Below are 18,475 nucleotides of genomic sequence, written 5' to 3'. Positions count from 1 at the left end.
TAAATTTTTCTCTGTGGCTACGTGATACCCGGCAATTTTCTAAAAAATCGGCCGGGGATAACGCGCGCATTTTCATGCGTATTTTCAAAACCAGTTAGTCCAGCCGGTCGAACGGGATGCACGGTTGTCCACACCGGAATGGCGCTTGATGGAGGCCAACAGGCGGCCGCAGCGAACACACCCACCGCGCGCGAGGTTCGATACCGCTCGAAACTCGCACGCGGCAATCGCACCCGCTTACGCCACCTTCTCGTAGTTCGCCGAGGCGAACGTCCAGTTGATCAGCTTCGCGGTCAGCCCTTTCAGGTAGTCGGGCCGCCGATTCTGATAGTCGAGGTAATACGCGTGCTCCCAGACGTCGACGGTCAGCAGCGGCGCCTTGCCCGAGGTGAACGGCACGTTGGCGTTGCTCGTCTTCACCACCGAGAGCTTGCCGTTTTCGACGACGAGCCAGCCCCAGCCGCTGCCGAACTGCGACGCGGACACCTTGACCAGCTGCTCGTGCAGATGGTCGAGCGAGCCGAAGTCGCGCGTGATCGCGGCCTGCAGCTTTGTGCTCGGCTGCGTCTGCGCCGGGCTCACCGAATTCCAGTAGAAGTTGTGATTCCAGGCCTGCCCTGCATTATTGAAAATATCTTCGTACTGCGTGTCGCCGTATGTCTTGACGATGATCGTCTCGAGCGTTTGGCCTGCGAACGGTGTGCCGGGAACGAGCTTCGAGAGGTTCTCGAAATACGCGCGGTGGTGCTTCCCATAGTGAATGCCGATCGTGCGTGCCGAGATCACCGGTTCCAGCGCATTCTCCGCGAACGGCAGCGGCGGCTGCTCCTGCGGCGAAGCGCCGAGGTAAGCGGGTACAGCGGCAGAACTCGCGGCTCGTGCATCAACGGGCAGAATGCCGGCGGCGCTACCGGCGATACTCGCCACGACCGCACCGGCGGCACCTTTCGTTGTTCTTGCAATAAACTCGCGTCGTTCAAGGGAGGCGGCAGTCATCAGTTAGCCTTGAGAAAGAGAGGTAGGGAGTGGAAATACGCCTTCGCATGCAAGCGTCGCCGCTTTCGATCGAAGCTTCGCCGATCGAATAAATGCAGCGGCCGCTCCTTAAAACGGTCGACTCAACTGCGTTATTCCCTAACAAGGGAAGCATCGATCGCCCACTCTCTCTTTCCGTTTTAAGACAAATATGTGAAAGCGCGCGGCGCAAATGCACCTATTTGCGCCGCGAACGTCGATGTCATTCAAACGGCGTGCGGTTCGCATACGACCGGTCGTCGGCGCCTATGCGCGCGTCGACTGGCCGAGAAGGGACGACTAAAAAGAAACGCTTGACTGTCTATCTAGTAGTAGATAAAGTACGAGCCATGGACACGACAGCAACAGTTCGCGAGCAGATTCTCGATCACGCCATCACGCTGATGATGCTGCATGGCTACAACGGGTTCAGCTATCGCGACCTGTCCGAGTTGGTGGGAGTGAAAACGTCGAGCATTCACTACTACTTCCCGTCGAAGGAAGACCTCGTGCTCGAAGCGGTCAACGAGTACAGCGACGAGATTTTCGGCTTGCTTCGTTCGGTCGATGCGTCGTTGCCGGCCGATGCGAAGCTTGCGCGTTACACGAAGCTGTTTGGCCGCACGCTCGGCGACGGCGATCAGATCTGTCTGTGCGGCATGCTCGCCGCGGATATCGGATCGCTGCCGGACAATATTCGCGCGGCTGTGCAAGCATTCTTCAAGGCCAATGAAAGCTGGCTTGCGAAGGTGCTCGCGCAGGGAATCAAGGAGCGTACGCTTGCCGTCAACGGCAAGCCTGAAAGCGCGGCGCGCACGCTATTCGCCGCCTATCAGGGCAGTGTACTGTCGAGCCGGTTGTTTCAGACAAAATCGCGGCTTGAGGAAGTCGAAGCTTTGTGGAAGGTGTCAAAGTAGTGTCTGTGTTATGCAGTCAACGCAGTCGCAGGTCGAGCGGTTCGCCGCTTTTTAGAAGCGCCCGTTGTCTATCTTCTAGTAGATTGAGAGTCGGACAACACGAAGCATTAAGCTGTAACGGGCTTTGGCCAGTCCGCGGGTTGCATCGATGAGCCCTCGGTCCAACCCGCAAGCAGCTCCATTTCATTCAATGTTCATCAGGAGTTCATCATGTCGATCGAAAAAGTGCTGTACCGCGCTCACGCCCACGCTACTGGCGGCCGCGACGGCCGTGCTACGGTGCAAAACAGCACGCTCGATTTCAAGCTGACCACACCGCGCGAACTGGGCGGCGCAGGCGGCGACGGCGCAAACCCGGAGCAGCTGTTCGCGGCCGGTTACAGCGCATGCTTTATCGGCGCAATGAAGTTCGTCGCGGCGCGCGACAAGATTTCGATGCCGGCCGACGCATCGATCGATAGCAGCGTCGGTATCGGTCAGATTCCGAATGGTTTCGGCATTGAAGTCGAGATGAAAATCTCGTTGCCGGGCATGGATCGCGCTGCGGCCCAGCAACTGATCGACAAGGCGCACGTCGTGTGTCCGTATTCGAACGCGACGCGCGGCAATATCGACGTAACGCTGACGCTCGTTTAAGCAGGTCTTTTAACGCATGCATCGTCGGCTGGCGGTGCATGCGCCCGCTATGTGCAATGGAGCACTATCATGAGAAGAACCTTGACCGCGTCGCTGCTGGTCGGCGGCGCTAGTCTCGCCGCCCTTGCACTCGTCGCAGCAACCGCGGCGCTCAGCGCATCGCAGTTCGCGCCCGGGCCTGCATACGATACCGCTGTCGCGGCGGGATCCGTGTAAGACCCGAGACAGACCGAACGTCAAACGCCCCGCTCGCGACGTCCGACGCAAGCGAGCTTTACTGCACCCCAGTGCACCTCAAGGTGCCTTAAGGCGCGTTAATGCGCGTTATCCACAGGTCGCTGGTACACACTTGCCGACTTGCGGACAATCTCCTCGACCGCCGCCTTCATCTGGCCAATCAGCGCAGGGTCTTTGATCCCATCGCGCTTCGCCAGCGCGTCGAGGTCTTCAAAGCCGATCCGTGTAACCAAGACGTCGCACGCATGAGCCCAACCATCGTAGGGTGAGCCCATCGACCGGTCCATCGCTCATTGGTTTCGCGATATGAGACTCATGGCCTAGCGACATACCCATTCGGAACTAGAGCCGCAGGCCGGCGGTGTCGTACGTGCGCATGTCCGGGAGCGCGGAATGCAGGAAAATGTTTATATGTACTCCGCAAACTGCAGAAAAAACATGAAATGCCCCTTCCTTTCCGCACTTGCAGCCACCTGCTTCATGTACCTCCACGTGGGCAGCGCTCGGATAACGCATGACGGTCGAGCGCGTATTCTGGCAAGGCGACCAGGTCGTGATGCAAGGCTCGCAAGGTCGGTTCCGCTTTAAAGGCGGCGTGTTCCCGAAGCTGCAGTCGTCAAAGACGACTTACCATTGAACCCATGCACCAACGGAGATGTGACATGCTGTATGAGCTGGCAACACTATCGTGTTCGCTTCTGGAGCAAGACACCGTGTCCGCGGGCGCGCATCGCTGGCTAACGAATGCCGACGCAACAGGCCGCCTGCTGGGCGCATGGCGTACGGAGATCGGCGAACTGTCGCGCATTGTCGTTTTGCGCGGATTCGAAGCCGCCCATCAATTGCAGCATGAACGCGATCGCGCATTGAAAAGCACATGGCCGTTCGATATCAGAAACGACCATGTCCAATTGAGCATGGAAAGCTATGCAATGTTTCCGTTTCTGCCCGGGATCGAGCCTGCGGCGTTCGGCGAATTCTACGAAATTCGCCGCTATTGGCTAAAGCCGGGAGGCATCGCGCCGACCATGGCCGCGTGGGAGCGCGCCATCGGTCCGGCCCGCGCCTACACGTCCCACCTCGTGGCCAATATGTATGCGCTCGACGGACCGCCTCGCATTGCGCACATCTGGGGATTCGCGAGTCTCGAAGAACGCATGTCCTTAAGACGGCGCCACTATGCCGAAGGACTCTGGCCGCCCGAGGGCGGACCTGAGCAGATCGAGCATGCGACATCGACGATCTGCTTGCCTGAACCATGGTCGCCGCTGCGCTGAAGCCTCACGCGCTCAGTGCGACGAAACACACATTCCACCGGCGAACGCTTCCGGAACGGCGAAGCTCTCACGCACGCGCTTTGATGCATCCGCCATGCTATCGTCGGGAAGCGCAGCGGAGTGCGTGCATTGCACGGGGGTGGATTCAGGCGAAACGATGGCGTGTCCTGATCACCTCAGGACCACACTGCGATCGTAATGCGATCAGTCCGTTTCGGGCGGCATGCCGCTGCGAATCCTGCTGATGCGCATAGCGATCTGATCGAGGCGTTCGAGATGGCTTCGCATTGTGGCCTGCGCTCTTAAGGCTGCGACACGGCGCTCCCAATAGCCGAGGTCGACGCGGTACGCCACGGACAACATCCGCACTACCTGCTCGAGATGAGCAATATCCCCTTCAATGATCTGATCCGTTGGATTCATCGGCGCTCCGTGAGTTGCCGGGTGTCCTCCACGCCCGGGTCAACTCACGCAGGCTAGCAATCCCAACCTTAAGGAAGGCTTAAGCGTGTGGTCATGCGCACGTTATTAGATGCACGCACAACGAGTTTTGCATAACGGATCGCACGCTAGACGGCAAGATAGCCGCCGTCGACCGGCAACACCGTTCCCGTGATGAACGACGCGGCCGGCGAACAGAGAAAGGCGACGACCGGACCGATATCGTCAGGCGTGCCCCAGCGTTTGAGCGGCGTGCGATCGAGTATTGCCTGCGAGCGCGTATCGTCGTCCTGCAGCGTCTGCGTGAGCGGCGTGGCGATCCAGCCGGGCGCAACCGCATTGACACGAATGTGGTCTGCCGCATAGGCAATCGCGAGCGAACGCGTCAATTGCGCGACGCCGCCTTTGCTCGCGCTGTAGCCCGGCACGAGGCCGCCGCCGAAATAGCTGAGCATCGAAGCGGTATTGACGATTGCGCCCGCGCTTGCGCGCAACAGCGGCCGGGCGGCGGTGCAGGCACGCATGGTGCCGGTCAGGTTCACGTCGAGCACCTGCGCGAACACGTCCGGGTCGAGTTCGTCGCCGCGCCGGATCACGCCGGCGCAGTTCACGAGCACGTCGAGCGACGCCATCGCATTGAAGAGCGCATCGACGTTCTGCCGCGACGACACATCGAGTGCGGCGGTTTCGATGCCGTCCGCGGCAAGCGCATCGCCCTGCCGATCGGTCGGCGCGAGCGCGGCTGCGATCACGCGCGCGCCGAGCGCCGCGAACTGCCGCGCGACTCCGGCCCCGATGCCCTGCGTGCCGCCGGTGACGACGACCGTCTTGCCCGCGAACAGGTCCGGTAGAAACGTCGTTGCAAACGCTGCGTTCATGATGCTGTTTTCACGAATGAGTGACCCGCGCACCGGCTGCCGGATCATGTTCGACCGTATCGGCAATCGGCACGCGCACCACGAACATATAAACGAGCGCCGCCGCAAACGACACGGCCGCGCTGATCAGAAACGCATCGACGAACGAATGCGTTCGATCGACCACGATGCCGGTGACGAATGGCGCAAACGACCCGCCGAAATAACCGCCGAAGTTCTGGATGCTGCCGAGCGACGCAACGAGATGCCGCGGCGCGGACACGCTAACGAGCGCCCACGCGGCGCCGCTCGCGAGATTGACGAAGTACATCGCGGCGCACAGGTAGACGAGCGCAAGCGTGAGGTTCGGCGTATAGGCCGCGGGCACGGTAAACGCAGCCGCGCCGATGAGCCCGGTGCAGATCGGCCACTTGCGGCTGCGCATCGGCGCCATACCGCGCGCCATCAGACCATCGGCGATAAACCCGCTCGACAGCATGCCGAGTGTGCCGAACAGATACGGAATCGACACGATCCAGCCGGTCTTCGCGATCGTCAGATGCCGCTCGTGCTCGAGATAGGCGGGCAGCCATGTCAGATACAGCCATACCATGTAGATCACGCCCATAAAGCCGAAGATCATGCCCCAGGTGGTCGCCTTGCCGAACAGGCCGCGCCATTCGGCGAAGGTCATCCTGCGCTCGGCGCGTGCAAGCGGCTCCTCTTCTGTCAGGTGCCGCACTTCATGCGAGTCGAGCGTGACCTCGGCGCGGTTCCGATAGACCAGATACCAGCCGATCGCGACGGCGATGCCGAGCACGCCCATCACGACGAACATCCAGCGCCAGCCGAATCCGAGCAGCAGCACCGTGAGAATCGGCGGCGCCAGCGCAGGACCAATGGTCGACGATGTCGTGAAAATGCCCGTTGGCCGGCCCCGTTCGCGCAGCGCATACCATTCGCTGACGACTTTCGCACCGGCCGGAAATTGCGGCGCCTCGCCGATGCCGAGTGCGATACGCGCCGCCAGAAACTGCGGTAGCGTATGCACGAGACCGCCGCACAGTTGCGCGCACGACCAGACGAACATGCCGAGGCCGAGCATCAGCCGCGCGCCGAAACGGTCGAGCAGCGCACCGACCGGTAACTGCGAAAACGCATACGCAAACGAAAATGCCGACAAAAGCAGGCCCATTTGCGATGCGCTCAATCCCAGTTCGCCGCTGACCGAATGATTGGCAATGGACAGCGTGCTGCGATCGAGATAGTTGACGATGCCGGCGAGCGTCAGAAACGTGACGGCAATCCATTGAATGCGCCTAAGACGCGGCGTCTTTGCTTGCATTGCTTTGTCTCCCCCTGATTGCTCTTGCGAGTCTGTGCGGGTAATGCGCTCATGTCGGAGCTCACGTCGCGGGCTTTGCGTCGCGGGCCATGCGGTCAGCGGATGAACTGGTCGACATAATCCGCGCCGAGGCCGACCTTCTGATAATGCGCACGGCACATGTCGAGCTTCGTGAACACGTCCTCGTAGCCCGTGTAATGGCCGTGCGGATCGCAGTAGTACATGACGCCGTTCACCTGAAAATACGTGATCATCTCCTCGACGTCTTCAGGCACATAAAGCGTATGCGTTTCGCCGGGCGGCTCGAATACGTAGCTGCCTTCGTTGGCAACCCAGTCGTGTTCGAGATAAAGCCAGCGGCCTTTGAGCACGAAACCGTGCACCGCCTGCGGATGACGATGGCGGCTCAGCACGCCGGATTTGCGCACGCGCAGCAGGTTCATCCAGTAGCCCGACGAGACATTGAGGCACAGTGGACGGAACCAGACATTTTCGGCCTGCGGCACCCACAGACGCTCATCCTGAGGAATAGCGGAATCGACGACGATTTCGCGCAACGCTTCGCGCGGATTCGGAAGCTGATAAGGCGTCATTGCGGCTGCGTCTTTGGCGGGGGCCGGCATCGCGTCTCCTTGATCGTTCGCTGCACATGTTGCGCAGCGGTGTCCAGATTGTGAGCGGTGTGTCCTTTATCTTTCTTATGAATGGATGGTTGACCCGTTCGCGCGCTGTGTCAAGTTACGCGACGCGCATCGCGCATGAACACCTGGCGCAGCCACGCTTGCCCGTTCACCACGATCAGTCCGAGCAGCACGAACACCGAGCCGATCATGAAGGCGATCGACACGTGCTCATGCAGCAGCAGGATGCCGAGCGCGACGCCGAAGATCGGCGTCAGGAACGACAGCACGCCAAGCTTCGCGGCGAAGTACTTGCGCAACAGCCAGAACCACGTGAGGTAGCTCAGGAACGAGATGACGACGGACTGGAATGCAAGGCTTCCCCATACGAGGGCGGTGCTGCGGAAGTGCGTATCGCCTGTCGCGAACGCGAACGGCAGCAACAGGACGAACGCGACTGCGAGCTGCCAGAACAGCGTCTGCGCAGCCGGCGCCTCGCTCAAACGGGTGGTTCGAATCACCACGGTCGTGAGTCCCCACGATGCACCCGCGCATAGACCGATGAAGTCGCCGAGCAGCCAGTCGTGCGCTACGGGACTCGCGTCGCCGCCGCCGAATACCGACGCGACAAGCGCCGGCGCAAGAAACGCGATCGCAAGGCCTGCGAATGCGAGCGCGATGCCAATCCATTGCAGCAACGTCAAGCGTTCGTCGGGAATCCGCAAATGCAGGCCGACGGCCGCGAACATCGGCGCGGTATAGATCAGCACCGCCATATGCGATGCATTCGTGCGGCGCAGTCCTTCGGCGATAAACAGGAATTCGAGCGCAAAGAGGATGCCTGCCACGAGGCCCGAGCGCAACGCAATGCCAGGCAGCCAGCGTTCGCGCGCAACGAGGCGACTGAACACCCAGACGAGCAGCGCTGCGATGCCGCAACGCACCGCAACCTGCAGCATCGGCGAAACGTCCGCAATGACCGCCTTGATCGCGACCTGTTGCAGGCCCCACGCGAGGCACAGCACGACCATCACTGTTGCGGCGAATCCGTCGATCGGTTTTCTCATACTTGCAGGTGCCTGTATGCCGGTTTGCGCCGGGTCTGTTGTGTCCGCTGCTGTCTTATCAAGCAGACTCGAAGCATAAAGCTTCTGCACAAGTAACGCGATATGCGGCGCAGCGAGCTCAAGCGTTCAGACCGAACCGAACTTCTGCGCGTACAGTTCGCAAAGCCAGTCGACAAACACGCGCACGCGCGGCGACAGTTGCCGCCGGTACGGATACATCGCGGACACGACCATTTCGCGGCTCGTCCATCGCGCCAGCACTTCGACGAGACGTCCGTCGCGCAGTTCGTCCTCGACATGAAAACGCGGCACCTGAATCAGCCCGCAGCCGCGCACCGCACAGACCACATAGTTCTCGGCGTCGTTGACGGACATCCAGCCGCCGATCGCATACGCGCGAAGCGCGCCGTCGACGGTCAGCTCGAGCGGATAGTCGGACCCGCCGCCACTCGCAAAGAAGCGCACCGCCTGGTGCCCGGCAAGCTCTTCGGGATGCTCAGGCGTACCGTGCCGGGCCAGATAGTCGGGACTCGCGCAGATGAGCTGCGGCATCGATGCGAGGCGCCGTGCAACGAGGCTCGAGTCGCGCGGATTGCCCGCTCGGATCACGCAGTCGACGCCCTCGCGCACGAGATCGACGAGGCGGTCGCCGCTACTGACGACAAGTTCGACATTCGGATAGCGGCTGCGGAATTCATCGATGCGCGCAAGCACGATGCGCGTCGCATGCGTGCCATGCATATCGACGCGCAATACGCCGCGCGGGTTCGATGCGACATGGCGCAACGACGCTTCCGCGTCGTCGAGTTCGCTGAGCACCTGAACGCAGCGCTCGTAGAACGCCTGGCCGTCGAGCGTCGGCCGCACCTGCCGCGTGGTCCGCTCGAGCAGCCGCGTGCCGAGCCGCGACTCGAGTTCCTTGATCGCATAGGTGGCGGTTGCGCGCGGAATGTCGAGCATATCCGCGGCGCGGCTGAAGCTTTGCACTTCGACGATCCGGGTAAAGAGCTGCAGTGCGTCGAGTCGGTCCATGGGCGGTGTTTATTCAGTCCTTTGGAATGAAAGCGCTCGTTAGACGCCTATTTATCACATTCATGGAATTTTATCCGGTTCTTTCCGGCAAGTTTATTGAGTCTTATTGAATTCAATTGCCAATCGTCAGCCATTTATCTCGACTGGTTAAATGACAACAATGCCCTTCGACAAGACGCCATCTCAATCATTCGAGGAGCACACGCATGGACAACGGCAACCAAAAAGTAGCGATCGTCACGGGCGGCTCACGTGGCATCGGTCAGGCAATCGCAATGCGCCTCGCCGCGGACGGCTTCATCATCGCAATCCACTACGCAAGCAACCACGACAAGGCGGAAGAATCGGTCCACGCGATCCGGACGGTCGGCGGCACGGCAATCGCCATACAAGGCGACGTCGGCGATCCGCATGACGTCGCGCGCCTCTTCAGGCAGACGACGCACGAGTTCGGGCGCATCGACGTCGTGGTCAATAGCGCCGGCATCATGCCGATGGCGAGAATCGAGGTCGATAACCTCGACATGCTGGACAAGACGATCGCGACGAATCTGCGCGGCGCATTCAACGTAATGGCGCAGGCGGCCGCTCAGCTCGGCGACGGCGGCCGGATCATCGTGCTGTCCTCGAGCGTGATCGCGAAGTCGTTTCCCGGCTATGGGCCCTATATCGCGAGCAAGGCCGCCGTCGAATCGCTGGTGCCGGTGCTTGCGAACGAATTGCGCGGACGCGCAATCACCGTCAATGCGATCGCACCCGGCCCCGTCGGCACCGACCTGTTTCTCGAAGGCAAGTCAAAGGAACTGATCGACCACCTCGCGAAACTCGCGCCGCTCGAACGGATCGGCAAGCCCGACGAGATCGCATCGGCCGTATCGTTTCTCGCAGGCCCCGACGGCGCCTGGGTCAACGCGCAGGTCGTGCGCGTGAACGGCGGCTACGCATGAGCACGGTCACGCCGTAGCCCTATTCACGCGTCGTACTTATTCCATCAGCACCACCACCCAAGGAGAGCATCATGCCGTTTGCCAATTTCAAATTCCCGGAAGGTATTGTCGACGCCGCCCGCAAGGAAGAAATCATCCATCGCACGACCGCGATGTTCGTCGAATACTTCGGCGAACAGGTCCGCCCTTACTCGATGGTGCTCGTCGAGGAAGTCGCCGATGGCGGCTGGGGCCGCGCCGACCAAACGCTGACGCTCGCAAAAATGGGCAAGCCGGCGAGAAAGGAGTAGACGCGGCAGACCAGAATCGCACGTTGCCGCACAAACAGAAAATTGGCCGTGCTATCGGAACATGCTAGAAATGTGAAAGCAGCATACTGGCGCTCCATCCGGCGGCCCGAAGGTCCGACGGCCAGTAGTCCGGTGCTGCTTGCCCTGCTTGTGCCTGCTGATGCCTGTTTGGTGCACGCTTGCGCCGGCGGATTGCCTTCCCCCAATACGCTCTCACGGAGGTCGCTCAATGTCGTCTCCAGGTCCGTCGCGCAAGCCTAACCCTCATCCTCTACCGGCTTTAGCCGCCATTGCGCTGATCGTCGTCGTCCTGCTGCTGCTGTTCGCATGGACGGGCGGGTGGCTCACGCCAAACCGCACGAGCGGCGCAACACTCGTCAACATCCTTCAATTCAACACGGGCAGGATCTACCCAGGCTTTAGACGCGCACACGCGAAAGGCATCTGCGTAAGCGGCCACTTCGACTCGAACGGCGCGGGCACGGTGCTGTCGAGTGCCGCGCTGTTCGCGCAGGGCTCGGTGCCCGTAATCGGCCGCTTCAACACCAGCAGCGCGGTGCCGACCAGCAACGACGCCGATCAGATCTTTCACGGGCTCGGCTTGCGCTTCCAGTTGCCCGACGGCGAAGAATGGCGCATGGCGCTCGACCAGACGCCGATTTTCGTCGTATCGAACCCGGCCGACTTCATTGCGCTGCAGGTTGCGTCGAAGCCCGATCCGCAAACGCATCAGCCCGACCCGGAGAAGATGAAGGCGTTTTTGTCGACGCATCCGGAAACGCGGCGATTCCTCGACTACATGGGCAAGACGCCGATGCCGTCGAGCTTCGCGAACGGCACGTATCACAGCATCAATGCGTTTCGCTTCAAGACCGGCACGGGAACGATCCGCTATGTGCGCTGGCAGTTCGAACCCGAGCAGCCGTTCATGGCGCTCGACAAGAGCAAGGCCGGCGCGCTCGGGCCGAACTTCCTGTTCAACGATCTGCTGCAGCGTGTTCACAACGGTCCGGTGAAGTGGCACATGATCCTGATCCCGGCCAATCCCGGCGACCAGACCGACAACGCAACGATCGAATGGAGTCCGGACCATCAGCGCATCGATGCGGGCACCCTCGTATTCGATCAGATCGCAACGGAAGAAGAAGGCCACTGCCGCGACTACAACTACGATCCGCTGATTCTGCCAAAGGGCGTCGCCGGTTCCGAAGATCCGTTGCTGCCCGCGCGCTCGGCCGCCTACTCGGCCTCGTTCAGGCGGCGCGCGGCCGAAGGTCCGCGTCCCGATGCCATCACGCTCGAACTGCAGCAAAACGGAGGGGCCGCACAATGAACTCGCCGAACAACGTCTCGCAGCAGGCTTCGACGCCTGTCACCAGGCCTGCTCCCGTGCGCCGCTTCGAAGGCGAGCGCTTCGTGCTGCCCGCGCGCATCCTGCACTGGCTGATGGCGATCCTGATTCTGGCGATGCTCTATGTCGGCGCCGGAATGGTGTCGACCGTCAGCGAGCGCTACCCGCAATTGCTCGCATGGCACCGGCCGCTCGGCATCGCGATTCTGATTCTCGCGCTGATCCGGCTTGGCGTGCGGCTCACGCACCGGCCGCCGCCGCTGCCCGCCGATTTGCCGGTGCTGCAGGCAGTCGTGGCAAAGGCCTCACACTACGTGCTCTATGCATTGATGATCGCGATGCCGCTGATCGGCTGGGCGATGCAGTCCGCGGGCGGTTACCCGGTCATCATGTGGAAGGGTTTCGAGCTGCCGCCGATCCTGCCGCACGATATCGTCGTCTACGGTCAGCTGCGTCGTGCGCACGGATTGCTTGGCTATGCGTTCTTTCTGCTGATACTGGGGCATATGGCCGCCGCGCTGATGCATGCGTGGGTTCGCCGCGACGGCGTGTTCGAGAGCATGGCCGGCGGCGGCGATTCGTAGGATCTCCGTACCGCGCCTGACGGCTCGTGCGCGCGCCTCGCTTTTCGCCTGCTCCGCTGCCCTGCGGCGCATATCTTCGGTGGTTTCGCCATTGCCGTCGGGCAGCCAGCCCGGCGGCCGGAAGATATGGTTCAGCGCAATGCCGGAATTTCTCGCCGATACGACGTCGCGCGCGAGCGTCGCCCAGTGTTCGAATTCGACGACGAGCGGGTTGCTCGTGCGGGTCGGCGTGACGAGCCCATAGCGGCACGGCAGGTCTTTTCGCTCGGCCACGTATGTGCCGAACAGCCGGTCGAAAATGATCAGTACACCGCCGTAGTTCGCATCGAGATACTCGAGATTCGACGCATGATGCACGCGGTGCGCGGACGGCGTGTTGAACACGTATTCGAGCAAGCCGAGCTTCGGCGTCCACGTATTGTGAATCCAGAACTGGTACCAGAGGTTGATCGACAGCACGAACATCGCGATATGCGGCTGGACGCCGAGCCAGACGAGCGGCATGAAGAAGAGGCCCATGCCGGAGAAATTCGTCGTCCAGCCAAGCCGATAGGCGGTGGCGAGCGTCAGCTGGTTCGGCGAATGGTGAACCGCATGCGTCGCCCACATCAGACGTACACGGTGCGCCGTGCGGTGGTACCAGTAGTAGCAGAATTCCTGCGCGAGAAATACGAGCAGCAGCGTCGGTACCGAATGCATCGCCACCGTATGGACGCGGTGACGCCATGCGAATGCGAGCATCGGCGCCGCGAGCGAGAGCGGCACAAGGTCGATCAGTTTTCGGCCGACCATATCGAGCAGCGACAGTCGCATTTCGTTCCAGTCGAACCGCTCGCCGCCGCGGTGTTGGTGCCGCCATTTCAGCACGAACGCTTCGACGAGCGAAATGCCGACGAAGATCATCGGGACGATATAGGTGAGCTTGAGAGTAGGTGCCATGATCGTAGAGAGAGCGAACAGTTTCAGGGCCGGGAAAAATCGCGTCGGCTGGCTCAATCGTTGCGTGCGCACCGTCGCGTCCCACGCAGGCACTTTAGAAAGCGAGGCGGTTAAAAACCATCGACAAACTATGTCGAGGTGTGTCATGACTCCGGGCGCTCAAGCGCCGGGGCGTTCTCGCGGATAGGGCGTCGCCGCTATGACATACGGCGACATAAGTTTTCCGGCAGGCGGCGACCGCCCGCGCCGTCGTCGCGATCTATGCGACCGCGGCAGCGGTATGGGCTCGGTAATCGCATCGAGGCGCGGGAAGTACCGGAAGTGCGGAGCGGTCGAAAGGCGGAAGAAAAGAGAAAGACGTCGGTCCGTGTCAGCCGACCGACGACGGCAGCCGATTCCACTGCCGTATTGCGCGAATATCGCGCTCGAAACCGAGAATGCTGACCGACGCCGTGTCCAGATACAGATGCGCGCCGAACCGGATTGAATTCGCCACCCAGCACCCAGCCAGCGAGCGCAGAAAATGCGAATGCGAAAAAAGCGCAGTGCGTCCCGGCATCGCCAGCAGGCGTTCGATCAGCGCGTTTGCGCGCGCCTGCACCTGTTCGGCGCTCTCGCCTTGCGGAATCGGCGAATGCCAGACGGTCCAGTCGGGCACGCTTTCGCGAATCTCTTTGGTCGTGCGTCCTTCGTAGATGCCGTAGTCCCACTCGCGCAGGTCCGGTTCCACCTGGACGCGCTCGCCGAGCCCCGCGAGATGACAGGTGTCAAGCGCGCGTGCGCGCGGGCTCGACCACACCGAATCGAAATGCATGTCGAGAAGCAGCGGCGCGAGCGCGCGCGCCTGGTCGCGCCCGTGTTCGGTCAGCGGAATATCGGTGCGCCCGGTGTGATTGCCGTTGCGGCTCCACTCCGTTTCGCCGTGACGGATCAGCCAGATTTCGCGGCGACCGCCCGACTCCTGTTCGTGCTCAGCAGCGGTGTTCATCGTCAGACTCCCTGATTCATGGCTCGTTTGCGCACCGTACGCTCTGGAAAACGGTGCAAGCAGGTTCAAGAGGTAATCTCGCGGTGTTTGATTCTATGTCAGCGGCAAGATCGCCGCCTCTACGCCGGCGAACGCCTGACCGGCATTGGCGCGGATATGAAACGAGTCGCTCTTCGGCGATATGCGCGGGCCGTACAGGCTGGTGAAACCGCCCGCGGGAAGGTATAACGTCTACGAGCGCTGCGAGGCCCAGGAGAAGCAGCGGGTCGTCGATGTCAATGCGTCCGGTAATCGGGACGAGCGCGTGTCGTTGCGCTTGAGCATCCAATAACGAGGTTTCAACACGTCGGCAAGGAGAGCATCATGCGGCTGGATTCGATCAGAACGACCATTGCAGTGCTAGGTTGCGGCGTGCTGCTTGCCGCGTGTGCGTCGCCGCAGGAACGCGCGAGCGCAAAGGACGACATGCTCGCGGCCGCGGGCTTCACGATACTTCCGGCCAACACGCCTGAACGCCGGCAGGAATTGCAGTCCTTGCCGCCCAATAAGGTCGTACAGAAAATCCAGAGCGATAAGGTCGTGTTCCTTTATGCGGACCCGTATGCGTGCGGATGCCTTTATATCGGCGACCAGACCGCATGGAATACGTATCGCAAACAGCAGTTCGAGGCCAACCTCGCGCGCGAGCAGCAGATGACCGCGCAGATGAACGAACAGGCCGCGTGGGATTGGGGCCCATGGGGACCGGGATGGTGGCGGTATTGATGCGATACGCGACGCGCGACGCGCGTGTGATGCGACGGGCATCGGTTGCGGTGTCGGGTGCCGCCGCGGCGCAGGGCGTAAAGACGCGAAGAGGCTACTGCGGCCAGGCCGTGGCCGCAGCAACTCCCAACGCACGCGCAAGCATCGATAGCCCGATCATCACGACAATCGCGCCGATCGCGCGTGCGACGCGCTCGCCGTTTGGTGCGACCCGTTCCGCGGTAATTGCCGCCGTGACCGCCGCCATTGCGCGCAGGTCCATCATGCCGACGGCGAGAAGAGCCGCTGTCAAGCCTGCGCAGCAGCAGGCGCAGTGAACACCGTGGCGCAATCCGTCGCGCCACGCATGGACATGGGCGGCAGCTAACGCATGTCTGCGCTGCACGACGCAATCAAACCGATCGCGACCGCACGCAAGATGACGCGCCTTCCACGAACTGAGCTGCAGCATGCCGGCGAGCAGCACAAGCGCGCCGGTCATCACCGGAACGCTGCGCGCAAACGCGGGCCACTGCATGGCGAGCGCGGCAAGAGCAGCACCGGGAGGAAACACGGCTGCCCCGAGCACAACCCAGACAACGAAGTAGCCCGCGCCGGCGCAAGCGGTCAAATGCCCCGCGCGTGACTGTCCGGGACGGAGGGCCGACTCGTGATAGCGCCACAACGTCGGCGCAAGCGAGGGCAGCATCATCGCGGCCATCATCACGATCCACATGCCGAGAAACGATGCGGCTGCACGCGGCCACGTCTGCCCGCACATCCGCGACCATGTCATCGACATCGACCAGCCGCCGGGCATCGGCATATCGCCCATCGCGGACATCGAGACGCAGACGATCGCCGTCAGCGCCGCGCTCGCGATAAACAGCAACGCAGACACACCGAAGAACAGGCGCCGCGAAGCAGAGGTGGAAACCGAAGCGGCGGCATGCTGTTCACGCGGAGCCACATCGGTTGTGCGGACAACGTTCACGATTCACCGCACCGCTCTGCCCTGATCCCCATGTTTATCGCGCGTGTCGTGCTTGCCATATTCGTCATGCCTGCGCCACCAGACGCCCGTTTCGTTGCGGCCTTTCGGCGCGCGGTCGAGCCACTGGTACATGCCCCACACGCCGTCGACGCCGCGCGCATAGGTCGAGTACGCGTGATAGACCACGCCATCCTCGAGCACGAAAGTGCTGACGCCGGGCCGGTCGAGCGAGTAAGTCGCCGCATCGGTGCCGCAGCGCGCGGCGAATTCGGCGACAGGTGCGGGCGGCGGCGTGACGTCCATCGCATGGCCGCCGCGTTCGTAGTTGTACTCGACCGTTCCCAAGCGCTGCTGCTGCGCGGTGAACGACACGTTGAAGTCGAAGTTGAAGTCGCTATCGAGCGACGAGGCCCATGGGAACGACCAGCCCATGCGCTGCCGGTAGGCGTGCAATTTCTCGAGCGGCGCGCGCGACACGGCGGTCAGCATCACGTCGTGATGCGCGAGATGGACCGCGATGCCGTCGAAGCCATCGGCGACGGCCGAGCAGGACGGACAGCCCGCCTTGTAGTCGGGCCCAAACATGAAGTGATACACGATCAATTGCGAACGCCCTTTGAAAAGCTCGGGCAGCGTGACGGTTCCTTCATCGGTGTCGAAGCGGTAAGTCTTGTCGATGCGCACCCATGGCAGCGCCTGTCGGCGCTGCGCAAGTTCGTCGCCGCGCCGCGTGTATTCCTTTTCCGCTTCGAGCAGTTCGAGGCGGGCCGCGAGCCATTGATCGCGCGTTCCGGTTGCATGCGTCGTCATTTTGCGTTCCTCCTTTAGGTATCCTTCGACAGATGTTCGGCTAACGAAACAGCGGAACCGGTGCGGTGTCGATGTCGTGATGCCAGACTAATGCGCGCAGCCGCGATGGAGGGAGTGACAAGTGTGTCGGGATTCGCATAAATGGATTCGCTGATCACGTCGGCGGCGCGCGCGCTCGCCGCAGGCGACCCGCTCGGCGCGCTCAACCGTGTTGCGTTGCGCGACGACGCGCCGGCGCTGGCGCTGCGCGGCATCGCGATGGCGCAGCTCGGCGAGTTCGCGCGCGCACGCGTGCTTGTGCGCAGCGCAGCACGCGCATTCGGCGCGAGGGAAACCGTCGCGCGGGCGCGCTGCGTGGTGGCCGAGGCGGAGATCGCGCTCGCGTCGCGCGATCTGCACTGGCCGACGAAAGCGCTCGACGCGGCGTGCGCGACGCTCGATGCGCACGGCGATCGCGTGAATGCCGCGCATGGGAGATATCTGGCCGCGCGGCGGCTGCTGCTGATCGGGCGCCTGCACGATGCGGAGCGAGCGCTTCGCGCGCTCGCTCCAGCCGCCTTGCCGCCGGCTCTCCGTGCGGCGCACGAACTGGTGGCCGCGGGCATTGCGATGCGGCGGCTGCAGAGCGAGCCGGCGCTCGCGGCGCTTGCGCGCGCCCGGCACGCTGCGCGCGAAGCAGGCATTGCCGCGCTGAGCGCTGAAGTCGAAAGCGCGACGCGCCTGCTCGAGGCACCCGCGGCGCGGCAGATCGCGCGCGGCGAAGAAAGGCTGCTGATACTCGACGAAGTCGAAACGGTGCTGAACTCGGCCGCGCTCGTCGTCGATGCGTGCCGTTACGTGGTGCGCGATCCGAATACAGCGGTGCGCCTTGCGCGGCGGCCGGTGCTGTTCACGCTTGCACGCACGCTTGCACAAGCGTGGCCCGCCGATGTGCCACGCGATGTGCTCATTGCGCACGCCTTTCGCACAAAGCACGCGGACGAAACGCATCGCGCACGGCTGCGCGTCGAACTTGGACGGTTGCGCTCGATGCTACGCGCGCTCGCCGGCATTCAGGCGACGCAGCGTGGCTTCGTGCTGGCGCCGCGCGCGTCGCGCGAGGTGATAGTGCTTGCGCAGCCAGTCGAGGGGGAGCACGCGGCGATGCTCGCGTTTCTGTCCGACGGCGAATCGTGGTCGAGTTCAGCGCTCGCGCTCGCGTCTGGCGCGAGCCAACGGACCGTGCAGCGCGCGCTCGAGCAGCTTGCGCAGGCAGGCAAGGTGCAGTGGTTCGGGCAGGGACGCGCGCGGCGCTGGATGACGCCGGGTGGGACGGGGATTTCGGCGATGTTGTTGTTGCCGGTGTTGGCGGAGGGGTAGTGCCGCTGGAAGCGGACAGGTCGTTG

22 protein-coding genes and 1 pseudogene are annotated in these 18,475 nt (G+C 62.3%); 11 read left to right on the top strand and 12 right to left on the bottom strand.

What is annotated here, in order from left to right:
• Window positions 1-237: 237 nt before the first annotated feature.
• On the bottom strand, window positions 238-816 hold the full coding sequence (locus tag BTO02_RS06540) for a superoxide dismutase (protein WP_232243513.1): 579 nt from the start codon (window positions 814-816) through the stop codon (window positions 238-240).
• Between the two features lie 548 nt (window positions 817-1,364).
• On the opposite strand from BTO02_RS06540, the gene BTO02_RS06535 reads away from it, so the two are divergent.
• From BTO02_RS06535 to BTO02_RS34160, 3 genes are all read left to right on the top strand, one after another.
• Window positions 1,365-1,931, top strand: a complete 567-nt coding sequence (locus BTO02_RS06535; protein ID WP_075156353.1) for a TetR/AcrR family transcriptional regulator — start codon at window positions 1,365-1,367, stop codon at window positions 1,929-1,931.
• 210 nt (window positions 1,932-2,141) lie between these two features.
• Window positions 2,142-2,567: an organic hydroperoxide resistance protein gene (locus BTO02_RS06530; RefSeq protein ID WP_075156352.1), complete on the top strand. Its 426-nt coding sequence runs from the start codon at window positions 2,142-2,144 to the stop codon at window positions 2,565-2,567.
• 69 nt (window positions 2,568-2,636) lie between these two features.
• A complete protein-coding gene (locus BTO02_RS34160; protein ID WP_156883766.1) occupies window positions 2,637-2,783 on the top strand; it encodes a hypothetical protein in 147 nt (48 codons plus the stop codon).
• A gap of 98 nt (window positions 2,784-2,881) precedes the next feature.
• Here the strand turns inward: BTO02_RS34160 and BTO02_RS06525 are convergent, their stop codons facing one another.
• Window positions 2,882-3,079 carry a hypothetical protein gene (locus BTO02_RS06525; protein WP_156883765.1) on the bottom strand — a complete coding sequence of 66 codons (198 nt, stop codon included), beginning with the start codon at window positions 3,077-3,079 and terminating at the stop codon, window positions 2,882-2,884.
• A gap of 239 nt (window positions 3,080-3,318) precedes the next feature.
• On the opposite strand from BTO02_RS06525, the gene BTO02_RS35385 reads away from it, so the two are divergent.
• The gene (locus BTO02_RS35385) at window positions 3,319-3,441 is read left to right on the top strand and encodes a hypothetical protein (protein ID WP_269668031.1); all 123 of its coding nucleotides are present in this window, start codon (window positions 3,319-3,321) and stop codon (window positions 3,439-3,441) included.
• A 25-nt stretch (window positions 3,442-3,466) separates the two neighbouring features.
• A complete protein-coding gene (locus tag BTO02_RS06520) occupies window positions 3,467-4,081 on the top strand; it encodes an NIPSNAP family protein (protein WP_075156350.1) in 615 nt (204 codons plus the stop codon).
• A gap of 204 nt (window positions 4,082-4,285) precedes the next feature.
• Here BTO02_RS06520 and BTO02_RS06515 read toward each other — a convergent pair whose 3' ends face one another.
• The 6 genes from BTO02_RS06515 to BTO02_RS06490 all read right to left on the bottom strand — a co-directional run bounded on the left by BTO02_RS06515 (window position 4,286) and on the right by BTO02_RS06490 (window position 9,443).
• Window positions 4,286-4,504 carry a hypothetical protein gene (locus BTO02_RS06515; protein WP_075156349.1) on the bottom strand — a complete coding sequence of 73 codons (219 nt, stop codon included), beginning with the start codon at window positions 4,502-4,504 and terminating at the stop codon, window positions 4,286-4,288.
• Between the two features lie 146 nt (window positions 4,505-4,650).
• On the bottom strand, window positions 4,651-5,400 hold the full coding sequence (locus BTO02_RS06510; RefSeq protein WP_075158647.1) for an SDR family NAD(P)-dependent oxidoreductase: 750 nt from the start codon (window positions 5,398-5,400) through the stop codon (window positions 4,651-4,653).
• A 10-nt stretch (window positions 5,401-5,410) separates the two neighbouring features.
• Window positions 5,411-6,724 carry an MFS transporter gene (locus BTO02_RS06505; protein WP_075156348.1) on the bottom strand — a complete coding sequence of 438 codons (1,314 nt, stop codon included), beginning with the start codon at window positions 6,722-6,724 and terminating at the stop codon, window positions 5,411-5,413.
• Between the two features lie 95 nt (window positions 6,725-6,819).
• On the bottom strand, window positions 6,820-7,347 hold the full coding sequence (locus BTO02_RS06500) for a 2,4'-dihydroxyacetophenone dioxygenase family protein (RefSeq protein WP_075156347.1): 528 nt from the start codon (window positions 7,345-7,347) through the stop codon (window positions 6,820-6,822).
• 110 nt (window positions 7,348-7,457) lie between these two features.
• A complete protein-coding gene (locus BTO02_RS06495) occupies window positions 7,458-8,411 on the bottom strand; it encodes a DMT family transporter (RefSeq protein ID WP_075156346.1) in 954 nt (317 codons plus the stop codon).
• Between the two features lie 126 nt (window positions 8,412-8,537).
• The gene (locus BTO02_RS06490; RefSeq protein ID WP_075156345.1) at window positions 8,538-9,443 is read right to left on the bottom strand and encodes a LysR family transcriptional regulator; all 906 of its coding nucleotides are present in this window, start codon (window positions 9,441-9,443) and stop codon (window positions 8,538-8,540) included.
• Window positions 9,444-9,649: 206 nt separating this feature from the next.
• Here BTO02_RS06490 and BTO02_RS06485 point away from each other — a divergent pair, with 206 nt between their 5' ends.
• The 4 genes from BTO02_RS06485 (at window position 9,650) to BTO02_RS06470 (ending at window position 12,615) form a co-directional block, all read left to right on the top strand.
• On the top strand, window positions 9,650-10,390 hold the full coding sequence (locus BTO02_RS06485; RefSeq protein WP_075156344.1) for an SDR family oxidoreductase: 741 nt from the start codon (window positions 9,650-9,652) through the stop codon (window positions 10,388-10,390).
• Between the two features lie 71 nt (window positions 10,391-10,461).
• A complete protein-coding gene (locus BTO02_RS06480) occupies window positions 10,462-10,680 on the top strand; it encodes a tautomerase family protein (protein ID WP_075156343.1) in 219 nt (72 codons plus the stop codon).
• 229 nt (window positions 10,681-10,909) lie between these two features.
• Entirely contained in the window at window positions 10,910-12,013 is a 1,104-nt protein-coding gene (locus BTO02_RS06475; RefSeq protein WP_075156342.1) for a catalase family peroxidase, read from the top strand.
• Between the two features lie 113 nt (window positions 12,014-12,126).
• A complete protein-coding gene (locus BTO02_RS06470) occupies window positions 12,127-12,615 on the top strand; it encodes a cytochrome b (protein WP_075158646.1) in 489 nt (162 codons plus the stop codon).
• A gap of 288 nt (window positions 12,616-12,903) precedes the next feature.
• Here the strand turns inward: BTO02_RS06470 and BTO02_RS35620 are convergent.
• Window positions 12,904-13,314, bottom strand: a pseudogene (locus tag BTO02_RS35620) (sterol desaturase family protein); the annotation flags it as partial.
• A gap of 610 nt (window positions 13,315-13,924) precedes the next feature.
• Window positions 13,925-14,542: a histidine phosphatase family protein gene (locus tag BTO02_RS06460; RefSeq protein WP_075156340.1), complete on the bottom strand. Its 618-nt coding sequence runs from the start codon at window positions 14,540-14,542 to the stop codon at window positions 13,925-13,927.
• A gap of 363 nt (window positions 14,543-14,905) precedes the next feature.
• Between BTO02_RS06460 and BTO02_RS06455 the strand changes: the two genes are divergently transcribed.
• Window positions 14,906-15,307 carry a hypothetical protein gene (locus BTO02_RS06455; RefSeq protein WP_075156339.1) on the top strand — a complete coding sequence of 134 codons (402 nt, stop codon included), beginning with the start codon at window positions 14,906-14,908 and terminating at the stop codon, window positions 15,305-15,307.
• Between the two features lie 94 nt (window positions 15,308-15,401).
• On the opposite strand, the gene BTO02_RS06450 is transcribed toward BTO02_RS06455, so the two are convergent.
• Together BTO02_RS06450 and BTO02_RS06445 are read right to left on the bottom strand one after the other, a co-directional pair.
• Window positions 15,402-16,280, bottom strand: coding sequence for a DUF2182 domain-containing protein (locus BTO02_RS06450; RefSeq protein ID WP_232243471.1), 879 nt, complete (start codon window positions 16,278-16,280; stop codon window positions 15,402-15,404).
• A 3-nt stretch (window positions 16,281-16,283) separates the two neighbouring features.
• Window positions 16,284-17,090 (bottom strand): DUF899 domain-containing protein, encoded by an 807-nt coding sequence (locus BTO02_RS06445; RefSeq protein WP_075156337.1) that lies wholly within the window; start codon window positions 17,088-17,090, stop codon window positions 16,284-16,286.
• Between the two features lie 141 nt (window positions 17,091-17,231).
• Between BTO02_RS06445 and BTO02_RS06440 the strand changes: the two genes are divergently transcribed.
• A complete protein-coding gene (locus BTO02_RS06440; RefSeq protein ID WP_075156336.1) occupies window positions 17,232-18,449 on the top strand; it encodes a helix-turn-helix domain-containing protein in 1,218 nt (405 codons plus the stop codon).
• Window positions 18,450-18,475: the final 26 nt, after the last annotated feature.

Source organism: Paraburkholderia sp. SOS3, from assembly GCF_001922345.1.
Classification (GTDB): Bacteria; Pseudomonadota; Gammaproteobacteria; order Burkholderiales; family Burkholderiaceae; genus Paraburkholderia.
The sequence above is the reverse complement of the archived record's forward strand: the minus strand, read 5'-3'. Positions and strand labels throughout refer to the sequence as shown.